The organism is Massiliimicrobium timonense (assembly GCF_002160865.1).
Taxonomy (GTDB): Bacteria; Bacillota_I; Bacilli_A; order Erysipelotrichales; family Coprobacillaceae; genus Allocoprobacillus.
The window spans coordinates 43,394-60,474 of sequence record NZ_NFLJ01000016.1 but is presented as its reverse complement, the minus strand read 5'-3'; the positions used below and the strand labels follow the sequence as shown (position 1 = coordinate 60,474).

Annotated in this window: 17 protein-coding genes and 1 tRNA gene; 4 read left to right on the top strand and 14 right to left on the bottom strand. The window is 30.9% G+C overall.

The annotated features are described in order from the left end of the window. Positions 1 to 203: 203 nt before the first annotated feature. Positions 204 to 797, bottom strand: coding sequence for a cytidylate kinase-like family protein (locus B5E75_RS06835; protein ID WP_087358013.1), 594 nt, complete (start codon positions 795 to 797; stop codon positions 204 to 206). Between the two features lie 123 nt (positions 798 to 920). On the opposite strand from B5E75_RS06835, the gene B5E75_RS06830 reads away from it, so the two are divergent. Both B5E75_RS06830 and rlmH read left to right on the top strand, forming a co-directional pair. Next, positions 921 to 1,670 carry an MBL fold metallo-hydrolase gene (locus B5E75_RS06830; protein ID WP_087358012.1) on the top strand — a complete coding sequence of 250 codons (750 nt, stop codon included), beginning with the start codon at positions 921 to 923 and terminating at the stop codon, positions 1,668 to 1,670. Next, positions 1,660 to 2,139 (top strand): 23S rRNA (pseudouridine(1915)-N(3))-methyltransferase RlmH, encoded by a 480-nt coding sequence (gene rlmH / locus B5E75_RS06825; RefSeq protein WP_087358011.1) that lies wholly within the window; start codon positions 1,660 to 1,662, stop codon positions 2,137 to 2,139. Before B5E75_RS06830 ends, rlmH begins: the two co-directional genes overlap by 11 nt. A gap of 103 nt (positions 2,140 to 2,242) precedes the next feature. Here rlmH and B5E75_RS06820 read toward each other — a convergent pair. Continuing rightward, a tRNA-Gln gene (locus tag B5E75_RS06820) sits at positions 2,243 to 2,318 on the bottom strand. Positions 2,319 to 2,366: 48 nt separating this feature from the next. On the opposite strand from B5E75_RS06820, the gene gltX reads away from it, so the two are divergent. Next, positions 2,367 to 3,773: a glutamate--tRNA ligase gene (gltX, locus tag B5E75_RS06815; RefSeq protein ID WP_087358010.1), complete on the top strand. Its 1,407-nt coding sequence runs from the start codon at positions 2,367 to 2,369 to the stop codon at positions 3,771 to 3,773. A gap of 59 nt (positions 3,774 to 3,832) precedes the next feature. Here the strand turns inward: gltX and B5E75_RS06810 are convergent, their stop codons facing one another. The 4 genes from B5E75_RS06810 to B5E75_RS06795 all read right to left on the bottom strand — a co-directional run bounded on the left by B5E75_RS06810 (position 3,833) and on the right by B5E75_RS06795 (position 8,019). Continuing rightward, positions 3,833 to 4,852 (bottom strand): LacI family DNA-binding transcriptional regulator, encoded by a 1,020-nt coding sequence (locus B5E75_RS06810; RefSeq protein ID WP_087358009.1) that lies wholly within the window; start codon positions 4,850 to 4,852, stop codon positions 3,833 to 3,835. A 70-nt stretch (positions 4,853 to 4,922) separates the two neighbouring features. Beyond that, a complete protein-coding gene (locus tag B5E75_RS06805; protein WP_087358015.1) occupies positions 4,923 to 6,266 on the bottom strand; it encodes a glycoside hydrolase family 1 protein in 1,344 nt (447 codons plus the stop codon). Positions 6,267 to 6,341: 75 nt separating this feature from the next. Next, positions 6,342 to 6,968 (bottom strand): hypothetical protein, encoded by a 627-nt coding sequence (locus tag B5E75_RS06800; protein ID WP_087358008.1) that lies wholly within the window; start codon positions 6,966 to 6,968, stop codon positions 6,342 to 6,344. Positions 6,969 to 7,014: 46 nt separating this feature from the next. Beyond that, a complete protein-coding gene (locus tag B5E75_RS06795) occupies positions 7,015 to 8,019 on the bottom strand; it encodes an aldo/keto reductase (RefSeq protein WP_087358007.1) in 1,005 nt (334 codons plus the stop codon). A 107-nt stretch (positions 8,020 to 8,126) separates the two neighbouring features. On the opposite strand from B5E75_RS06795, the gene B5E75_RS06790 reads away from it, so the two are divergent. Continuing rightward, on the top strand, positions 8,127 to 9,005 hold the full coding sequence (locus tag B5E75_RS06790) for a LysR family transcriptional regulator (protein ID WP_087358006.1): 879 nt from the start codon (positions 8,127 to 8,129) through the stop codon (positions 9,003 to 9,005). Here the strand turns inward: B5E75_RS06790 and B5E75_RS06785 are convergent. The 8 genes from B5E75_RS06785 to B5E75_RS06750 all read right to left on the bottom strand — a co-directional run bounded on the left by B5E75_RS06785 (position 8,987) and on the right by B5E75_RS06750 (position 17,069). After that, positions 8,987 to 9,700 carry a MerR family transcriptional regulator gene (locus tag B5E75_RS06785; RefSeq protein WP_162607648.1) on the bottom strand — a complete coding sequence of 238 codons (714 nt, stop codon included), beginning with the start codon at positions 9,698 to 9,700 and terminating at the stop codon, positions 8,987 to 8,989. The two genes, B5E75_RS06790 and B5E75_RS06785, sit on opposite strands and share 19 nt — an antisense overlap. A 67-nt stretch (positions 9,701 to 9,767) precedes the next feature. Further along, a complete protein-coding gene (locus tag B5E75_RS06780; protein ID WP_087358004.1) occupies positions 9,768 to 11,165 on the bottom strand; it encodes a polysaccharide deacetylase family protein in 1,398 nt (465 codons plus the stop codon). Between the two features lie 39 nt (positions 11,166 to 11,204). Continuing rightward, complete coding sequence (locus B5E75_RS06775) at positions 11,205 to 12,665, bottom strand: UDP-N-acetylmuramoyl-L-alanyl-D-glutamate--2,6-diaminopimelate ligase (RefSeq protein WP_087358003.1); 1,461 nt, start codon at positions 12,663 to 12,665, stop codon at positions 11,205 to 11,207. 13 nt (positions 12,666 to 12,678) lie between these two features. Then, positions 12,679 to 13,695 (bottom strand): PTS sugar transporter subunit IIC, encoded by a 1,017-nt coding sequence (locus tag B5E75_RS06770; RefSeq protein WP_087358002.1) that lies wholly within the window; start codon positions 13,693 to 13,695, stop codon positions 12,679 to 12,681. Beyond that, positions 13,682 to 14,431 carry a putative ABC transporter permease gene (locus B5E75_RS06765; protein WP_087358001.1) on the bottom strand — a complete coding sequence of 250 codons (750 nt, stop codon included), beginning with the start codon at positions 14,429 to 14,431 and terminating at the stop codon, positions 13,682 to 13,684. The genes B5E75_RS06770 and B5E75_RS06765 overlap by 14 nt, the downstream gene beginning before the upstream one ends. Before the next feature lie 90 nt (positions 14,432 to 14,521). Beyond that, on the bottom strand, positions 14,522 to 15,271 hold the full coding sequence (locus B5E75_RS06760) for a ChbG/HpnK family deacetylase (protein WP_087358000.1): 750 nt from the start codon (positions 15,269 to 15,271) through the stop codon (positions 14,522 to 14,524). Continuing rightward, positions 15,271 to 16,176, bottom strand: coding sequence for an ROK family protein (locus tag B5E75_RS06755; protein ID WP_087357999.1), 906 nt, complete (start codon positions 16,174 to 16,176; stop codon positions 15,271 to 15,273). The genes B5E75_RS06760 and B5E75_RS06755 overlap by 1 nt, the downstream gene beginning before the upstream one ends. 50 nt (positions 16,177 to 16,226) lie before the next feature. Continuing rightward, positions 16,227 to 17,069, bottom strand: a complete 843-nt coding sequence (locus B5E75_RS06750; protein ID WP_241146637.1) for a helix-turn-helix transcriptional regulator — start codon at positions 17,067 to 17,069, stop codon at positions 16,227 to 16,229. Positions 17,070 to 17,081: the final 12 nt, after the last annotated feature.

Here is a 17,081-nt window from a genome sequence, read left to right as displayed (position 1 = left end):
CATTTTGTTTGTGGTGAACTAATTGTAAAACGAGTTATCGACTATGTCTATTATTATATAAAAAAACTGGAAGATGAAGTTTTGAATATTACTTCCCCTCCAGTTTTAGTATAGAGCCAGAACCTGCCAATGGCAGGTTTTTTATTTCATCATAATCTTTTCTATTATATAGGCATAAAAACAAAAGTTATCAATTCATTTCATTATTTTTGACGATGTTCTCCTTTTTGATATAAAGCAACGATAATATCTGCGACTTCTTCAATACCAAAATCACTATTAATCGTCAAATCAAAATTCTTTAACTGTCCCCACTTCTTTGTTGTATAGTAGTTATAATAATTACTTCTGGCTTTATCTTTTTTCATAACAAATTTTTTATAATCATCATGTTCTTCTTGATAATCTTCTTTGACACGTCTTACTCTTGATTCAAAAGGTGCATGAATAAAAATAGTGAGAACATCATCAAAATCTTCCAAAATATAATCAGCAACTCCATTAACAATAATACATGTATCATTTTCAGCAATATGACGAATAATTTTAGATTGCATTGCAAAAACCTGATCATTCAATGGTAAAGTAAAAGCTGTAGAAGATAAAGTATACATAAAACTTGAAGATTTTTCTTCAGATACACGACGAATTGTATCAACATCAAATCCCAATTCTCTTGCAGCAAGATCAATAATTTCATTATCATAATAAAAGATTCCCAATTTCTCTGCAACACGTTGAGCAATTAAACGACCACCAGATCCATATTCTCTTGCGATTGTAATAATTCTAGGCATAAATACCCCTCCTTTATAATTCTATTTTATCATATTTTTAAATCCATGTTAAATTTTTCATAAATGAAAAAGTTGTTTTTTTATGTTCAAATTTGTATAATAAATACACAAAGGAGTTGAATTATGGAATTTCATATTTTAGCAAGTGGCTCAAAAGGTAATGCAACATTCATATATGATCAACAATGTGGAATATTGATTGATTGTGGAATTACCCGAAAACAACTTTTATTTAAATTAAATCAATTAGGATTTCAAGAAAATGACATTACATATGTTTTTTTAACCCATGATCATTATGACCACAATAAAAATATTCATATCTTTGATGCAGGAAAAATTTATAGTGCCAAAAAGAATATCAAAGACTTAGATGAATACCATACGCTTGTTCCTTATACACATCGTCAATTTGGTGTTTTTGATGTTTTCACATTAAGAACATCTCATGATGCCAGTGACCCCATTGGTTTTGTGATTAGTAATGGACAAGAACAACTATTATATATGACGGATACAGGCTATGTATCACAAAAAAATCGTCAATTTATGAAAAATCTTGATTATTATATTATTGAAAGTAATCATGATATTGAAATGTTAATGGCGACTAAAAGACCCATGTTTTTAAAGAATCGTATTTTAAATGATATGGGACATCTTAACAATGAATATAGTGCCCATTTGATGTGTGAGGTTATTGGAGAAAAAACAAAAGAAATTGTATTGGCACACTTATCGCAAGAAGCCAATACAGAAGAACTGGCTCTAGCAACTTATCGACAAGTATTTCAAGAAGAACAGATTGCTTTTTCAAATATTAAAGTGGCCAGTCAAATTGATGTTGTATCAGGAGGAAATTATGAAAATTAAAATCATTTGTGTTGGTAAATTAAAAGAAAAGTATTTAGAAGAAGGAGTCAAAGAGTATTTAAAAAGATTATCAGCTTATTGTGATGTAGAAGTCATAGAAGTTGGAGATGAAAGAATACCTGAAAATCCTTCATTGGCTGAAGAAATGATTGTGAAATCTAAAGAAGGTCGACGTATTTTAGATAAAGTAAAACAAGATGATTATATGATTTTATTAGATGTTCAAGGAAAAGAAGTAGATTCTATTCAATTTGCTGAATCTATTGAAGATTGTATGCTTCATGGTAAAAGTACGATTGATTTTGTCATTGGTGGTTCTTTAGGACATGGTGAAGATGTTCTGACAAGAGCCAATAAACGTATTAGCTTTTCTAAAATGACTTTCCCTCATCAGCTTATGCGTGTTATTCTGGCTGAACAGATTTATCGTGCATTTAAAATTATAAGAAAAGAAACATATCATAAATAACCACAGCTGTGGTTATTTTTAATATGAATCAAAGATAGTTTTTTAAGTCATAAAGTGATAAAATAAAAAAAGAACCACAATCGTGATTCCTTTATAAACACAATGGCTGGGGTACTTGGATTCGAACCAAGGAAATGTCAGATTCAGAGTCTGATGCCTTACCACTTGGCTATACCCCAATCACAACGTTTATTATATATCTTTTTTTAAAAGGAGTAAAGAGGAAAATGAAAATTCGTACACGTTTTGCACCTAGTCCTACTGGGTATATGCATATAGGTAATTTAAGAACAGCTTTATATTGTTATTTGATTGCGAAAAAAGAAAAGGGAGATTTTATTTTAAGGATTGAAGATACCGATCAAAAAAGAGAAGTTGCTGGAGCTTTTGAGCTTATTTTACAAATATTAGATGAAACAGGATTACATTATGATGAAGGTCCTGAGCATGGTCATTATGGACCTTATATTCAATCACAGAGATTAGATATCTATCATCATTATGCTCAAGAATTAATCAAATTGGGTGGTGCTCATTATTGTTTTTGTTTAAATGATATTGAAGACCACGACCCTTGCCTAGATTTATCACCAGATGATATTCAACAAAAAATCCAAAATGGTGAACCTTATGTCATTAGACAAACCATTCCCCAAACAGGAATAACTTCTTTTGATGATGAAGTCTATGGACATATTGAAGTTGAAAATAAAACTTTAAATGAAGGTATTCTTATAAAAAGCGATGGCTTCCCTACTTACAATTTTGCTAATGTTATTGATGATCATTTGATGCATATCACACATGTTGTCAGAGGAAACGAATATCTTTCTAGTACACCTAAATATAATTTAATTTATCAAGCTTTTGATTGGGAAATTCCAACTTATATTCATCTGCCAACTGTCAACAAAGATGAAACTCATAAACTCAGTAAAAGAGATGGCGATGCTTCATATCTTGATCTCAAGAAGCAAGGGTTTCTTCCTCAAGCCATTATCAATTATATAGCACTACTAGGCTGGTCCCCTGAAAGCAATGAAATCCTGTCTTTAGAAGAACTTATACAACAATTTGATGTTCATCATATATCGAAAGCTCCTGCCATCTTTGATCTAGAAAAACTCAAGTGGATGAATGGTATGTACTTAAGACAAATGCCTTTATCTCAATTTCATCAATTATTACAACCTCACTATCATTTTATATCTCAACCTGTTGACGACTTAGAAATTTCACGTATTCTTCAACCTAGACTTCTACAAATTCAAGATGATATTATTCAAGAACTGCTTGATTTTATCAATCAGCCCCTTCCTTTTGATATCACTATTTATACACATAAAAAATTCAAAACCAATCCTGAAAAATCTTTACATGCTTTAACACTTGTAGAAAAGCATTTTCATGAAATCAAAGATTTTCAAAATGATGATCATATTCTTACATTTTTTAGAGAACTTGCTAGAGAAAATGGACTTAAAAATGGTCAAATCATGGAACCTGTTAGAGCTGCTCTAACAAACAAACGTTCTAGTGCCGGTGGTGCTGTAGAATTAATTCATATTTTTGGTAAAGAAGAAGCATTACAGCGTATTGAAACAGCTATTCAAAATATTAATCATCTTCTCTAAAGAAAAAATATACATGACATTGGAGTTGAACTAACTCCTTTTTTAAATTCAATAAATTTTCATTGCACAGAAGATCTTTCTATGAGTTGAACACTTAATAATTCTGTTTTTTGAATATAATCCTTTCTTTGAATACGATCTACTAAACGATGCACTGCTTCCTTCCCCATACTTTCTTTTTGTACTTGCATAGTTGTTAGTGGCGGTTTCAACTTTGCTGCTAATGGTGTATCATCAAAGCCGGTCACACCTATATCTTCAGGAACTTTTATTCCTAAATTTGTTAATGCCTGTATAACAATAAAAGCATTAGAATCATTAGCACAAATCAAAACTTCAGGCAATTCTTTTGATTGAAGTCTTTTTTCTATCTCATCAGTTTGGTGATTGAGAACATATTTTTCAATATGATCTAAAAATGAATATTTTTGAATATAAGCATCATCATTAAATGTATTGATTACTTGATGATTCATCAAAGCTAATTTATATCCTAAAAAACGATCTTGAAAACTTAAAGAATAATCTAAATCACCAAAAAATCCTATTTTTCGATATCCTTTTTGTATAATATAATTTGTCATCATATAACCACCTTGTTTATTGTGTGTCAATACACAATCCAAGCTATCATACAATGATGTAAAATCAACCAATACAATAGGTATTCCAGTTATCTTTAATTTCCTTAAATTCATATCAGAAATCTTACCAATAATAATAATTCCAGCTACTTTTCTCTCTGTAATACATTCTGGTATTTCCATATGCTGATCTTCAAAATAATTCATTATAGATGAATATCCCAAATTTTTAGCTTCTTCTACAATAGATTTTAAAACAATGGAATAGAAATGCCCTGTATCAGCATAATAACTCTGCATCAATATACAAATATTAGACCTTGAAAACACAGATAAATATTTCCTCTTTTCATTAATATAGCCCATTTCATCAGCTGTACGTAAAATTAATAAACGCATTTCATCACTCACACCTGGTTTATCATTTAATGCAATTGAAACAGCATTAATAGAAATATTCAATTTTTTGGCTATATCTTTCATAGTCACCTTCATATGCTCACCTCCACACCTATTATTTATAATATATCATCAGATAAACGAAAAAGCCATGTATTCATGACTTTTACAATTCTTCCCCATTTGTTTCAATAACATGTTTATACCATCCAAAAGATTTTTTCTTCATTCTCTTTAAATCTTTCAAATCATCATTTGTACGATTAACATAAACCATACCATAACGTTTATTCATATTCGCACGACTACTTAAAATATCAACAGGTCCCCAAACAAGATATCCTCGACAGTCTACTCCTTCTTCAACAGCTTTTTTCATTTCCGCAATATGTTTTCTCATATAATCAATACGATAATCATCAATGATTTCCCCATTTTCATTGATTTCATCATCACATCCAAAACCATTTTCTACAACATAGATAGGCATTTCATAACGATCGTATAACTGACGTAATGTAATTCTTAAACCAACAGGATCAATTGTCCATCCAAATTCAGACATTTCCAAATAAGGATTTTTCTTAATCACAACATCTTCTACATTTGTTAAACTTTCTTCACCATAATGAGAAATCGTAGACATGTAATAACTAATAGATAAATAATCCGTTTTTCCTAATTTTAAAATATCTAAATCACCATCAAGAATTTCAGGTATTGTTCCTTCATTTTTCATATTGGCATAATAATAAGAGTTGTAATGTCCTCTTGCAAAAACATCTAAGAAAACATAAGCTTCACTCTGTGCTTTCATACTTTCAAGTGTATCTAAAGGATGACAAGTTTCAGGATAACTTTGTACAACAGTTGCCATACCCATGACTTTTCCACCCTGTTGATGAATATAGTCATTGACCAAACTATGAGCAATTAATGTATTATGCATAATCTGATTGTCAAAAGTCTGAGGATTCATTCCTTCAGGACAAATTCCTCCAAAAAACATTTTAGGTCCTTTTTGTAAGATACCATTTTGTTCATTAAAAATAATCCAGTAATGAACTTTATCTTTATAACGATCTACAATTTTTTTGCATAGTTCTACAAAAATATCTACTACTTTACGACTGGCAAAACCATTATATTTTTCTTGTAAAACTACTGGCATTTCAAAATGATATAATGTAGGAATAGGTTCCATTCCTCTTTCTTTTAATGCATCAACAAATTGATCATAGAATTCAAACCCTGTTTCATTATATGTGTTTTCATCACTCATCAGTCTTGACCAGTCCATTGAAAAACGATAAGCATTAAATCCCATTTCTTGATATAAATCAAAATCTTCCTGGTATCTATGATAGCTATCAATACCATCTTTAAAATCAGAGAATTTTCCAGTAACAGTTAAATCACAGACAGCTGGAACTTTTCCTCCTTCATTGTATGCACCTTCACTTTGATGAGCAGTCACTGCTCCACCCCATAAAAAATCTTTTCTTAAGATCATTGTTTCAACTCCTCACTTTCATTATTATTTTGTTTTATAACAACTTGAAATTCAAGTTATAAATACTTGAATTTATCTCGTATATAAAAACATTTTCCCATCATATTTTTCATTTAATGTCTGTTGACTCGTAAATACACAAGAAAAATTGTCATGAAAAACATGAAATGAATCCAATGGCTTGACTATGTTTAAAATTTTTTGATTGATTTCTTGCGATATACCAGTTTGCTGACAAGCTTCACATTGCTCATCCGTTTTATAGAAAACATGTACTTGATCAAAAATAATTTCTATTTTCCATATATAAGGTCTATGAATACTTTGTATTTCTTTTTGTACCTGTTTTAAAATTCTTTTTCTTATTTCATCTTCTAATGTGTCATAAGTAATAATCGAAGGTGATTTTGTGTGTATATGATATTTTTGACAAAGAAAAACAAATTGTTTACCAATTTTCTGTTGTTTTGTTTCATCAAAATGAATACCTTTCTTCATCTTTTGGCACTCTTGATGATTCCATAATAAAAGTTTCAATCTGGATTGATTATCATGTGTCTGATCATAAAAGTAATCATAGAGTTTTAAATGAAAAGTTTGTTGAAACCATTGTTCAAATTCTAATAAAAATAGACTTTTTGGTTCTAAACGACATAATAAATGAAATGCATGTTGATATTGTTGTTCATTTAAAAGCATAAAAACACCTCTTTTTTATGATACAACAAAAGAGATGTTTTTTCATTTATTTTTGCCAGTTTTGACTAAATGTTTTTCCTTCTGATTCTTCTATACCTCGATGTCCATAAATTTCAATATTATGCAGTGCTTTTTCTAATTGATTAAATTCTTCATCAGTCAATATCACTTGACTGGCATTTAAGTTTTCTAAGATTCTTTCTTGATTTTTAGAACCCGGAATAGGCACGACATGAGGATATTTATATAACATCCATGCTAGAGAAATTTGAGCCAAGGTTGCTTTTTTCTTTTGTGCATATTGGTTCAATAATTCAATGATTGGCTGATTTTTTGATATATTTTCTTTTGATAACTGTGGAACCCATTGACGAACATCATCACCTTCAAAATGAGTATGTGTTGTAACTTTACCTGATAAAAAGCCACTGCCAATAGGTGAAAAAGCAACGACACCAATATGATGTTTCAAACAATATGGAATGACTTCTTTTTCACAATCTCTTTCTATCATTGAATAAAGATTTTGTACGGCAGTTACTGGTGTCACATGATGAGCTTTATCCAATGTATCTACTGTCACCTGTGATAATCCCCATCCTTTGATATAGCCTTCTTGAATCAACTGTCCCATGACTTTGGCGACATCTTCAACAGGTATATTTTCATTAATACGATGCAGATAATATAAATCAATATAATCTGTTCTTAAATTTTTTAGAGATTGTTGTAAATGTCTAAAAACAATATCATACAATGTTTCTTGATTATTGAGTTCATCATTATGAATATGTAATTTTGTCGCAAGAATTATTTTCTTTCTAAATGATTCAACTGCTTTTCCTACTAACTGTTCATTATGTCCAGAATAGAATTGTTCTTTCCCATAACTTTCAGCAGTATCAAAAAATGTACATCCAGCTTCATAAGCTTTGTAAATAGCTTGAATACTATCCAGTTCGCTGGGAGCTTTTCCATATCCATGTGAAAATCCCATACATCCCATACCAATTTCAGATACTTCTAAATTTCCAATCATACGTTTTTTCATGATCTTAACCTCTCTTTCTATTGTTATTGTAAAGAAAACCTCATTGATTGAGAAGTTTTAAGATGATACAATAGTAGAAACTTAAAGTTTCTACTAGGAGGTTTTATATGTATAATCCCATTTTAGATGTTTTTATGATGGTTGTTAAAAAGGGAAGTTTTTCAAAAGCAGCACAACATTTATTTCTTACACATACAGCTGTTATTAAACAAATGAACACTTTAGAAGAACAGCTACAAACACAACTCTTTTATCGTAGTCATCAAGGCATTAGCCTCACACCTGCCGGGCAAGTTCTTTATGATGAAACGAAACATATCATGAGCTTAAGTCAACAGATCATTTTAAAAGTACAAGAAGCTAATCTTCATTTACCCGTTCTTATTCGTGTTGGTGTATCAACACTTTATCCCTGTCAGCCTTTAATGAAAATATGGGAACAAATCAGCCATCATTACCCGCAATTTGACATACAAATGGTCCCTTTTACAGATGATGCTCATCGTTTACAATTATTAGGATCTCAATTTGATTGTTTAATTGGACCTTATAACGCTTTATACAAGGATGCTATATATCGTTTTATTCCACTAGGACATTATCATTTTCAAATCGCCATAAATAAGCGCCATCCTCTTGCTCATAATAAAATCATCCACTGGCAAGATTTGAGTCATGAAAAAATCATGATTATGAAAACAAACTATAGCCCTATTAATGATAAAATAAGACAAGATTTGCTCACTCACTGTCCGCATATAGAAATTATGGATATTGAACCTTCCTATGATACTTCCACTTTTAATCAATGTGCTAAGACACAAAATCTCTTATTATCTTTAGAATGCTGGAAAAGTGTTCATCCATCACTTGTTCATATTCCTCTCAGTCAAGATTATCAGATTCCTTATGGAGTTATTACAAATCAATCAATCAGTCCACAACTTCAAAACTTTTTTCAAATCATTCAAGATTCATCACGATAGGTTTCTTTCATCCAGGAACGATGATGACAATGAGGACATTTCAAATATTTTCCTTTGCTTCCATTATGAAGACATAATAAATCCTGAAAAAAAGAAATCGTTATTCTTTGATGACATTGAGGGCAAATATAAGCATAGTGTGATTGATGGAATTTGATTAACATGAGTAATAAAATGAAATCAAAAATAAACATATAAGCAACATATTTATCATGAATAAAGCGACTTAAAAATATTGTAAATATCATAACAAGAACATATAAACATAGAAAAAGATAAGTCAAATGAATTGTTTTTTGATATTTCTGATCTTTAATCAAGTCATGTAATTCTTGGTAATTAAAGACAGTTAATGCATGATTATTCTGAAGTTCCTGTAATAAAACAGATATTTCTTGATTTTGTTGTTGGAGATGTGTCAGCTGTTTTTGATTTTTTTGGTATTGTTGTTCTAGTATTTGAATTAAAAGAGTATCTTGATGATCTTGTTCAAAAATATAACGAATATCTTTTAAAGATAAACCCAAATCTTTATATAGTAAAACCAATTGAAATTTTTGGATATCTTCTTTAGAATATACTCTTTTTCCATGTTCAAGAATTTGAGATGGTTGGACAATTCCCTCATAATCATAATATTGCACTGTCCTTTTGCTGACATGACATATTTTGGCAACTTCACCTGTTGTATACATTATATTCTTCCCTCCTGTTACCTTTATTATAAAGGATAACGCCACGTGATAGGCAAGATAAATTTGATTAATTTTGGACATGATGATGAAAAGTAGGAGATGTTTCATCTAAAATTTGGAAAACATAGCCCTGTTCAATCAAATAATCCAAAATAGCAGGTAAAGCTTTGACAGTATTTTCCTGTGTACCACTATCATGCATTAAAAACATAATATCTTCCTGTTCACCAATTTCTTCCTTTGCTTTTTTAATAAGACCATCAACCGTTTTAATACCTTCTCCATCACCATTAATAGAAGTCCAATCATAGTACTGATAACCTAAATCAATGACTTTTTTTGTTAAACGTGTCATAATGCCTTCATTATATTTTTTAGAAACTAAATTACTAGAACCACCGGGAAAACGTATCAAATCAACATTCTTTCCTATTTGTTGATAAACAACATCCTTAATTTTATTTAAATCACTAATATAATTCTTTAAAGAACTATAAATATATTCATAATCATGACTATATGTGTGTAAACCTATCGTATGTCCTTTTTGATAGGCTTCTTTAATATAATGGAAATCTTTGGGAGAAGTTCCTGTCACAAAGAAAGTCGCTTTAATATGATATTCATCTAAAATATCTAAAATCTCTTTGGTATTTGATGATGGTCCATCATCAAACGTTAAATAACATGTCTTGATACCATCTTTGAGAGCTTCTCGATTATCGTATTGACTTAAAACTTCTACTTTTCTTATCAGTGTATCTTCATTTCCACTCGCATCTTTAACATGATAATAAACTTCATATTCACCCATTTGACGAATATTTAACTTAGAATCATCAATTGTTAATAGTGGAGATTCATCATGGTCATCTTTGACAACAACATCTTTTTTTAAATCTATTTCATCACCAATAAGTAATGTAATAGGGGTTAACCCTGTCACTGTGGGAGGCTGCTTATCTTGATTCTGGACTTGAATATAAGCGTTTTTTTCTGTTTTATTGCCATAACTATCTTCAACAACAACGCCTACCTGATATGTTTTTTCTTCATCAAAAATATATTCTTTTACAAAATATACCTTTGTATCTGAATCATCTTGAATATTTTTAACAAGTTCTTCGGGTTTTACTGTTTCATTTTTGAGAATCGTTCTATTTTGAATTTCAAATTGAGGTGCTAACATATCATCAATATAAACAGTTAAACTATATGTTTTTTGTTGATAAGAATAATGAATCTGATATTTTCCAAGCTTTCCATTATCAACTTGATTATCTACTTGAATGTCATCTATTTCTATATGTGAAAGTTTTTGAATATATTGTAAAGGATTCACTTCTTGATATAAAGCCAAATGAATTTCCTGATCTACAAAAATGATTTTGGGTTGAAAATAAAAATATATACAAATCAAACAAGCAATAATAAATATTAGACTATAAAAAAAGACTTTTTTCATATGTATCACCAAAAATACTATATGAAATCAAAGTCTTTTTTAGTCCTTTTCTTGAAAATATTCCTCAATGATTTGTCGTTCACTAAAAGGTAATGGTTCATCATTTAAAATCTGATAATCTTCATGTCCTTTTCCTAAACAAAGAATAACATCTCCCTCTTGAGCATGACTTAAAGCATAGTGAATGGCTTCTTGACGATCTTCAATGACAATATATTCGCCTTTTTCCTGTTGAATACCTTCAATAATATTGTCACATATATCATGAACAGATTCGCCACGTGGATTGTCCGCTGTTAAGATAGAAAAAGCATGATATTTAGCGACAATAGCACCTGCATCATAACGACGATGAACATCTCGATGTCCTCCTAAACCATAGACACAATATATACGATGAGGATGGTATTCACTCATAGTGGATAAAATACTATCAAATGATAAAGCATTATGTGCATAATCAATCAATACCGTATAAGGGCGTGGAACAGGAACAATTTCAACACGTCCTTTTACACTAACCTTTTTTAAAGCTGCTTGAATATAAGGAATATCAATGTGTAATAAATGACAAATCATAATTGCTACTAATGAATTATAGACACTGAATTTTCCAGGTATATTCGTCTGGAATGATGCTTCAATGGCTCCCTTTGTATCAAATGTGACACCCAAAATATTTTCTTCTTTATAAAGTTCAATATGTGAAGCTTGTAAGTCACTTGGCTGTTGAATAGAATAAGTTTTGATTTGACATTTTGCCTGATCAATCATATCTAAATAATGGTCATCATCTCTATTGAATAAACCTATACGACACATTTGAAATAATTTCTTTTTACATGACATATAATGTTCAAAAGAATGATGTTCATTTTCACCAATATGATCAGGAGATAGGTTTGTAAAAACACCGATATCAAAATCAATACCTGTGACACGGTCTAACATTAAACCTTGTGAAGATACTTCCATGACACAATATTCACATCCTGCATCGACCATTTCACGCATTAAACGCTGCAATTCAAAAGATTCCGGTGTCGTATTTTTCGTTTTTCTTAACTCACCATTAATCATAGAACCAATTGTTCCAATAATACCTACTTTTTGATGAGCCTTTTCTAAAATAGATGCCACCATATAAGACGTTGTTGTTTTTCCTTTGGTTCCGGTTAAACCAATCACTGTCATTTCACGACTTGGATGATGAAAGAAAGCACAAGAAAGTAAAGCCAATGCCTTTCTTGCATTTTCAACCATGATATATGTAATGCCTTGCTGATATTCTACAGGATGTTCCACAACAATTGTTTTCGCACCATTTTGAATAACCTGTTTGATAAAAGAATGTCCATCGACTTTCGCACCAGGAATACAGACAAATAAACTTCCCTCTTTTACACATCTTGAATCATAATCAATTTGTGTTACTTCATTATCTAATTCTCCTTGTATAAATTGATAATCTAATTCCTTCAATAATTCACTTAATTTCATTTCCCTCACCTTTTCATATTCCAGATATATACATATCTCCACTTTTTATATAATTTAATTTTCTCATAACCTTATACATACCAAAACAAATACCCATTGGTAAAACAACATCTATCAAAATAAAGACAATCCAATAAGTAGGTGACATCAAACGCATTGCTTCACGTAATCCTATAAGTCCTGTTAAACCAAGTGAAGCCCCTTGAACAGTACAGCTTAAAGACAATAACGCTGTCAATATACCGCTGATAAGACTTGCGATAAGAGGTGGCACCCAGATCAAAGGTCTTTTGATTATGTTTTTGAACTGTAAAAAACTTGTTCCTATACTGACAGCCAAAACATTTCCAATAGGATTATCATGAATAGACATAACTGCCAATCCTACCATCTGTCCACAGACACCTGCCAAAACACAACCCAAAGCCACGCCATCTAACCCACTTAAAACCGACATTAAAAAGAGTGATGTCAATGGTGATGTTGTAATCATAGCACTCAATAAGGCTACACACATTCCCATCAAAACAAGTGGTAGCTGTGTACATTGTAACATCAAATCTTGAAACCAGTATAACAATTGTAAATAAAATGGCTTAATAAACCAGATGAAGACTCCACTACATATTAACGCAACTATAGGGGCTAAAAGCCAATCCAGTGATGTTTTTCCTTGAATGAGTCGAACAACTTCTACAGTCAAAATCACTGCCAGATAAGCTAGAAAAGGAGAGCCCGTTGTTAATGTCACATGACTGCCATCAACGACTAAAGTTCCTGCACCAATCATACCGGCTAAACACGCTGTCACTAAATTGATACCTTTTGCTTCCATACACCATGCCATTGTGGTACCAATAATAGGACCAAGCATATAAGTGAGTATAATTCCCCATTGATTCAACAATGAAAGATGAAACAATTGTCCTATTTCCTGACAGATTGTTCCTAAAACAAAACTCATAAAATATCCAGCAGCTAAGCCATGAAAAGTACGAGATAGATAATTATCACGTTTACTTCTTGCCATCTTCTTTCTCCTCTTTTCCTTGATGTTGCATCAACATTGGGAAAGCTTTCATAATACGTCTTTCCATCATAGATTTTTCATGAACCCACTGACGATAACTCTCATGATCATTTTCTTTCCACAATTCCATAATTTCTTCAAAATCATGTCTACTCTGTTCAACATTTTCAATCAATGTCTGAACCGTCAATTCCATATCTTTTCTTAATGCATCTAAACGTTCATCCAAATGCATTAAAGAAACAACTGTATAAATAAAATCAATACCAAAAAGTGTTGTCAGCATAGTCGCAAAAACAACCAAAGTAATTAAACCATATTGCATAATCCACTCCAATAACATGGGTTGAACATATTTCACTGCTATTACACTAAATAATCCAAAAACAAGAAAGCCTTCTAGACATACTCTCCCATTGACATGAAAAGCTTTATCAGAATAATCCCACCAGCGACGATGGTAAATCTTTTCCATACCCCAAGATGTTAAATATTCAATCACACAAGCTACAAAAGCCCCTTCAATAAAAATAGATAAATAACTTTCTGTTGGAGAGAATAGTAAAGACACTGTTAAAGCTCCTACTCCATAAATAGGAACAATGGGTCCATTTAAAAAACCACTGTTTTTGATCCTATGTCTCGTCATAATAGGGCAAATGAGTGACTCCCAAATCCATCCAGCAAAACCATATATATAAAAAGTTATAATGTAAGCACTAATATATTTTTCCATAACTGACTCCTATATAAGGATATTATACTTTGTTTTTATGATTAAGCAAGAAAAAAAGGAGTGGTACTCCTTTTACTGAAAACAAATGTTTTATTGATAATCTCGAAAACTGGCGACTTCAATATGATGATGTTTTAACCAGTCTTTTAACCACTGACTACATAAAAATTCACATTCCATTGGTCTAATCAATGTATATGAAGAATGTTCTAAAATATATTGGTCAAGATAACCAGGATGAAAAACCACCAAACTGCATTCATTTCTTTGAATATTTGATAATTGACTTTCAAAATATTGATAAGGGTCATAGAGTCCACTTTCATCAAAAGCAAAGAAATCTAAAGATTGAATACGATATTGTTTTTGCCATTGTTGATCCATCGGATTGTCATAAAATAAATGATGCCTGGCAGCCACATTTTCTAAAGCCTGTAAATAATTTCTTGAAAAAACAGCATGTCCCTCAAAATACTCTGGTTTTTGACCTGTGATTTCAATAAATCTTTGTAATTGTGCTTCAATTTCCAACTCACACTCTAAAATATTGATTGTATCTTCTTGACGATGGTTAATATCATGACTTGAATAAAATTCCCCATTTTCATTAACCAAAGAAGGAATAAGATCAGGAGAACAAACCGGTTTTCCTAAGCAAATATTTGTATGTTGTCCTAAACAAATATCTAAATCTTTGATTAATTGATAGCCATGCTTTGCACTTTCCATATTAGGCATCAGCCCCACACAACTGATTACACCATCTTGAATAGCTTTTAAGATACCATAATTGACACCTTCACTGATGCCTAAATCATCTGCACGTAAAATTAATTTCATTATTTCACACCACCTTTATTATAAAGTTGACAATATGTATAGTAAGCACCAATCAAATTAGAATCATTATGATATTGACAAGTTTTCACTTGCGGTTTTCTAAACAGATAAGCCTTTGTAAAGATTTTGTCAATCTTTTCCTGAATTTTTTCTACAAACAGTGGGTCTTGGCTGATTCCTCCTCCAATACAAATACATTCAGGATTGATGATATTATCAATGTTATAACAAAACTTAGCTATTGCTTCAAACCAATCATCCATGACTGAAATCACTTCTTGATCTTTTTGACGATAAAGCTGCATCATGGCTTCTCCATCAATATTTTCATCTTGTTTGATGTCTTGGACTTTTTTAACAATAGCTAATGTTGAATATGTTCCAGCAAAACTCTCATATTGTCCTTGACGCAAATCAACAAAAATAGGACTAAATTCTCCTGCAATCAAATCTAAACCTCGTAGTACCTGATGATCAATGACAATACCTCCACCTATACCAGAACCAAAAATCAAAACGACGCAGCTTTGACATTCTTTTGCCTGTCCTACCCATGATTCACATAAAGCTGCAGCTTTACCATCATTTTCAACAGATACAGGAATATCATGGCATAAAGCAGATAATCTTTTAGCAAGTTCTAACCCTTCTAAATAAACCAGTGCCCCACTTGTCAACATGACACCATTTTCAACATCTATTTTTCCTGGTACACTCATCGCAATCCCTTGAATATTTTCTTGTTGAAAAGAAAAATAAATATTTTGTAATGTTTCTAAAAAATGTTCCTGTGACTCATAAGGTGTTTTTATTTTTGATGTCTGTGTTAAATGACACTGTTCATCAATTAAACCATACTTAATAAATGTTCCACCTACATCAATGACTAATACTTTTTCTTTCATTTTAACCTCCTATAAAAGAGGGACTTTTTTAAAGAAAAGTCCCCGTCTATTTATGAATGTTCCTGTTTACGATATTGAGATGGTGTTTTTCCATACCATTTCTTAAAATGATTAATTAAGGTATGCTCACTAGAAAAGCCACATTCAAAAGCAATATCTATAATACGTTTTTGTGATGTCATTAATAAGAATTTTGCACGATCTAAACGTAATTTCGTTAAATAAGTATAATAATTTGTATTTAAATAACGTTTAAACATTAATGAAATATGTTGCGTTGTATAACCAAAATGATTTGATAAATACTGTAAAGAAATATCTTCTCGATAATGCGTACTGACATAGAAAAGAATTCTTGAAAAAGTATCGTTGTTTTCATGATGATAGGATGTAGGATCATAATGACTTTCTTTTAAACATTGGGATAATAAGGAAAGAAGGGATGCTTTATATTCTAATTGAGAAACAATATCATCATGATTCATTTTTAAAATAACTTGGGAAAACAAATCAATAAAAGACTTTTGATCTTTAATCATAAAGACTTTATCAATAAGTAAAGTTGAAGGCATATGTTGTAAAATAAAACCAATATTGATATGCAGACATTGGAAACGAAAATTACCAGCATTGCCAATCATTTTATGAAGTGCCTGCATTCCAATCACAATCACATCACCAGGATTCACTTCAAATAGTCCTTCAGGTGTCATTGTTATCATATGCCCATCAATAATATGAACAATTTCCAGCCATTCATGCCAATGAACATCTATGATAGATTTATTTTCATTATGTCCAGCAGAATCTATAAATAAGCAGTATTTATTACTATCATAATTACGTATACTACTATCAACATCTTCATATTCTTCATCAAAAATCAATCGCATCTTTATCACCAG